The following is a 5147-nucleotide window of genomic DNA, read 5'->3' as shown; positions in this document are numbered from 1 at the left end:
CAAATACGAGATTTTATTATTCTTCATTACAAGTTAAATCAACGGGAAAACGGAGATTTATGGAAAGTATCAAGTGCAATGGATATTCCTAATACTTTAAAAAAGAAAATTGAATTATTTAAACAAACGGGCAATTTATTTCGCCATAACAATGAGTTATTTACTGAAGAAGCTTGGCTTCAAGTCATGATAGGTCAAGGTATTTTACCAAAAGACTATAACCCTCTAGCTGATGTTATAAATCAAGAAGACAGTCAGGAATTTTTAACAAACTTAAAAGCTATTTATCAGCATTATTTAGCAGAATTATCAACTCATGAACAATTCTTACAGAGATAATCAGGGAAGTAAGATGATCAAAAATAATAAGCAAAATTTCCAACAAACTAAGCATGATTTACATTATTTTAGTTTAAAGTTAACACGGTTTAGCCGTCTTATCTCACTAATATTTTTGTTGATATTTATTCCGCAAACACATGCTATAAATTTAACTGTTGAGCCTGAATCATGGTGGGCAGACATGGAAAATAGCCAACTTCAATTACTGGTTTATGGTGAAAATATTGGTCAATTGCAACTTAAACTTGAGCAATCTCAAGGGGTAAAACTTACACAAGTTCATCAATCAAGCAGTCAAAACCATTTATTTATCGATCTAGATTTAAAACAGGCAGAGCCACAAACACTGCAATTTGGACTTTATGACAATGATAAATTTGTCCAAAGTATTAATTACCCCATACAAGCAAGAGCCACTGGTTCTCGAGAGCGACAAGGTTTTAGCAATAAAGATGTTATATACCTCATTACCCCTGACCGATTTGTAAACGGTAATCCGGACAATGACAATTATCCAAGCATGTTAGAAACTGTCAATCGTTCTGATAAAGACGGACGTCATGGCGGCGATATAATGGGGATCCGTAAAGCCTTGCCTTATTTACATGAACTAGGAGTCACTCAACTATGGATAAATCCACTCCTTGAAAATAACCAAGCTAAATATTCCTATCATGGTTATTCCACCACTGATTTCTACAAAATTGATCCGCGCTTTGGTAGCAACGAAGAATACAAATCCTTAGTAGAAGAAGCGCATCAATTTGGCATTGGTATTATTAAAGATGTGATTGTTAATCACATGGGTTCAGGTCATCGATGGATGGCAGACTTTCCTACTTCAAGCTGGATAAATGGTCAAAAAGAGTGGCAACAGAATCCAAAAGATATCATGTATACCAGTCATCGCAGAACCACAGTGCAAGGTCCTTATGCGATGAAAGAAGATAGAACAGAATTCGAAAATGGCTGGTTCACTGACACCATGCCTGACATGAACCAAATAGATGAGTTTATGGCTAACTATCTCATTCAAAATAGTATTTGGTGGGTGGAATATGCAGGATTGAGCGGCATTCGTGAAGACACCTATTCTTATGCAGACAAGTCATTTTTGACTCGTTGGTCAAAAGCTATCATGGATGAATATCCAAATTTTAATATCGTTGGTGAAGAGTGGACAGATAATCCAATTACTGTCAGTTACTGGCAAGCTGGAAAACAAAACGCCGACGGCTATGTATCCCACACACCTAGCATGATGGACTTTCCTTTGTATGAGGTTCTTATTTCAAGCCTGACAGAAAAAGAAGATTGGGGCAGCGGTTTAATTAATCTATATGAGATGCTAGCTAACGATGTGGTGTACGCAAAACCAACTGACCTAGTGTTATTTGAAGGTAATCACGATACTAACCGCTTATACAGTTTAATGGACAATGACATAGCCGCTTATAAAATGGCAATGGCTTATGTGATGAGCAGCAATCGCATTCCACAAATGTTTTATGGCACTGAAGTTCTTATGGAAAGTCCCACTAAAGATCGTAATGACGGCCTAGTTCGCAGTGACTTTCCAGGGGGATGGGAAAGCGATGAGATTGATGTATTCACTCAGCAAAACTTAAACCCCGCTCAAATCGATGCTTTAGCGTTTAACAAAACCTTGTTGAACTTCCGTAAAGGCTCACTTGCACTCCAACAAGGTAAATTGTCTCACTACGTGCCAAAAGATGGGGTATATGTTCAGGCCAGACACTATCAAAAAGGTGATCAATCAGAAAGTGTAATGATCATATATAACAAAAATGATAACGCGATGGAGTTAAACCTATCTCGGTTTCACGCTGTGATTAAGGATAACAAAACCGGTTTCGATATTTTAAGCCAACATTCGTATTCATTAGTTAAGCCGCTCACTTTAAAAGAGAAAGGTGTCATTATCTTAAGCTTAAACTAATCAAGCTTAGTCATCTGTATTAACGTGATTTATACGATTTAGCATATAAAACAAAATTTACATCAGTCAAAAGAGACAGATATGCAATTAAAACCGACAACGATTTCAAGTTTGCCATTATTAACTCTGACACTTACCTTATCACTCATACTAAGTGGGTGTTCAGGAGAGAGTAGTAACAATACATCAACCGTGATGACATCTAAAAATGACCAAGACGTCAAAGAAAAGGCGTCAAATACGTTAAACAATGCAGCCCCATTACAAGGTAAGCCAGTTGTATACCAAGTATTCACACGCCTTTACGGAAATACCAATACCACCAATAAACCTTGGGGCACAATAGATGAAAATGGTGTAGGTAAATTTAGCGATTTTACTGATACCGCATTGCAAGATATTAAATCATTAGGCACAACCCATCTTTGGTACACAGGGATCCCTCACCATGCATTAATTAATGACTACACTAATATTGGGATCAGCAATGATGATCCAGATGTAGTTAAAGGTCGCGCGGGATCGCCTTATGCTGTTAAAGATTATTACAACGTTAACCCTGATCTAGCTGATAACCCACAGCAGCGTTTAGCTGAATTTGAAGCATTAATTGCGCGCACTCATCAAAACGGAATGCAAGTCATCATAGATATTGTGCCAAACCACGTGGCGCGTAATTATGTTTCACTAGACCAGCAGAGTGAACTCCCTACCAATCGTCAGTTTGGCCAGCACGACAATACTCAAGTTGAATACGCTAAAAATAATAGCTTTTATTATGTTGTTGGTGAAAATTTCAGCGTACCTGACGCTAGCGATAACTACCAACCATTAGGTGGTGAGCAACACTCATTATCGGACGGAAAATTTACAGAAATTCCCGCAAAATGGACTGGAAATGGTTCGCGGTTAGCTAAACCTGATGCAAATGACTGGTATGAAACAGTCAAAGTAAATTATGGTGTAAAGCCAGATGGCAGCCATGACTTCCCTACTCTTCCTGATAATTATGCGCAAAAGTCATCCGCCGAGCATTATGTATTTTGGCAATCTACAGCAGCCAGCGACATTCCAGATTCTTGGATAAAATTTAAAGACATCACCGAGTTCTGGCTAGCCAAAAGCGTTGATGGATTTCGATATGATATGGCTGAAATGGTGCCAGTAGAGTTTTGGAGTTACCTTAACAGCAACATTAAACATCACAACCCAAATGCTTTCTTATTAGCAGAGGTTTATAACCCCAGCCTTTACCGTGACTACATTCACTTAGGAAAAATGGATTACCTCTACGATAAAGTCGATTTATACGACACTTTAAAAGATATTATTCATGGTAAAGAGTCCACCGCTCAAATTGCAGTAGACCAAGCAAAAGTAATGGATATTGAGCAGCATATGCTGCACTTTCTTGAAAACCACGATGAGCAACGTATCAACACACAAGACTTTGCAGGTAGTCCAGAAGCCGCGCTACCGGCAATGGTGATTTCTACCACTATCAGCCGCGCGCCAACCTTACTGTATTTTGGCCAAGATGTCGGTGAACAAGGCGCTGAAAATGCAGGCTTTGGACAACCAACTAGAACCAGTATTTTCGACTATGTTGGCGTACCAGCTCATCAACGCTGGATGAATAACGGGAAATTTGACGGAGGCCAGTCTAGTGAACAAGAAAAGTCCTTACGTCATTATTATCAAACCTTAATGAATTTAAGCCATACAGCACCAGCACTCAACGGCCAGTACTTTGAGCTTGATACGACTAATCGTACTGCTGATAAGGTTATCGATAAGGCTGTAGATACTGCTTTTGATAAAACAACGGATACTGCTACTGATAATAATACCGTCTCAAATAGCTATAACGATAAAACCTTTGCTTTTAGCCGCTACAATGAAAATCAATTTTTAATTGTTATCAGTAATTTCAGCCAAACTGATAGCAACTCATTCACATTGACGTTACCGTCTGAGCTAGTCAAATCCGCCAATTTAAATCAAGGTCAGTATGAACTCAGTAATTTACTTCAATCTCAGCAGCGAATAACTCATCAACTCAATGTTGCACACGGACTTGGTGAGTTAAAAGTAACACTAATGCCGTTAGAGTCTCAGATATTAGCAATTGATTTATAATCACTATAAAGTCATATAAAGCTTAAAAAGCCAGATAACATGATGTTATTTGGCTTTAATTTTATGAGATGCACAAAACTAACCGTATGACTATTTGTACAGTTCAACAGGTTTAATAGTGAGTTGATAATCATGTTGCAATTGCGCAAGCAGTAACTCGCTTAATTGCGCAGCTGCACTGTAAAAGCCTGTTTGGCTATGTTCATTGACTAAAGTCAGAAAACGCCCGCACCAAGGCAATAAGTGCCTTTGCAGTAATGTTGCCGCTCTATCGGTTTCAGGATGTTCACATAAAGATTCATTAAAGTCGTTGATGCTAGAGTTCTCTTCTGCTTCATCAAGCTCCATACAATGAATTAATGCCACCAGCATCAAGCTAAAATGATCAACAGGCTCATTTTGACTTAATGTAAAATTGAGTTGATATTTTTTACAGAATTCCATAAACGCTAAAGTGGTTAAATCAAACAAACGGTTTTGTTTATTCAGATATACTGAGCCCCACGGATAAGCCAGCTTTCCTTTGGGACGTATAAATAACATATTAAAATCTTGTTTTAATTCAGCTAAAGAGTGCTTCGTGGCATGAATTTTAATGTCATTTAGCAACTTTGAAGCAGGATCTTGCAAATTAGTACCATTTGTTATGAATAATGATGTATCCAGTTCAGAGAACGTTTTTTTTAAATCCTCATCGGGATTTCTA

At 37.9% G+C, this 5147-nt stretch carries 4 protein-coding genes; 3 read left to right on the top strand and 1 reads right to left on the bottom strand.

From position 1 onward, the window contains the following. The 3 genes from K5Q58_RS20400 to K5Q58_RS20390 all read left to right on the top strand — a co-directional run. On the top strand, positions 1 to 339 hold a 339-nt coding region (locus tag K5Q58_RS20400), incomplete at its 5' end, for a tryptophan 7-halogenase (RefSeq protein ID WP_220755691.1). 13 nt (positions 340 to 352) lie between these two features. Continuing rightward, the gene (locus K5Q58_RS20395) at positions 353 to 2302 is read left to right on the top strand and encodes a glycoside hydrolase family 13 protein (protein WP_220755690.1); all 1950 of its coding nucleotides are present in this window, start codon (positions 353 to 355) and stop codon (positions 2300 to 2302) included. 81 nt (positions 2303 to 2383) lie between these two features. Continuing rightward, positions 2384 to 4441, top strand: a complete 2058-nt coding sequence (locus tag K5Q58_RS20390) for an alpha-amylase family protein (RefSeq protein WP_220755689.1) — start codon at positions 2384 to 2386, stop codon at positions 4439 to 4441. A gap of 90 nt (positions 4442 to 4531) precedes the next feature. Here the strand turns inward: K5Q58_RS20390 and K5Q58_RS20385 are convergent. After that, on the bottom strand, positions 4532 to 5147 hold a 616-nt coding region (locus tag K5Q58_RS20385; RefSeq protein WP_220755688.1), incomplete at its 5' end, for a molecular chaperone.

Source organism: Shewanella sp. KT0246 (assembly GCF_019654955.1).
Taxonomy (GTDB): Bacteria; Pseudomonadota; Gammaproteobacteria; order Enterobacterales; family Shewanellaceae; genus Shewanella; species Shewanella goraebulensis.
This window is presented reverse-complemented; position numbering and strand designations above follow the sequence as displayed.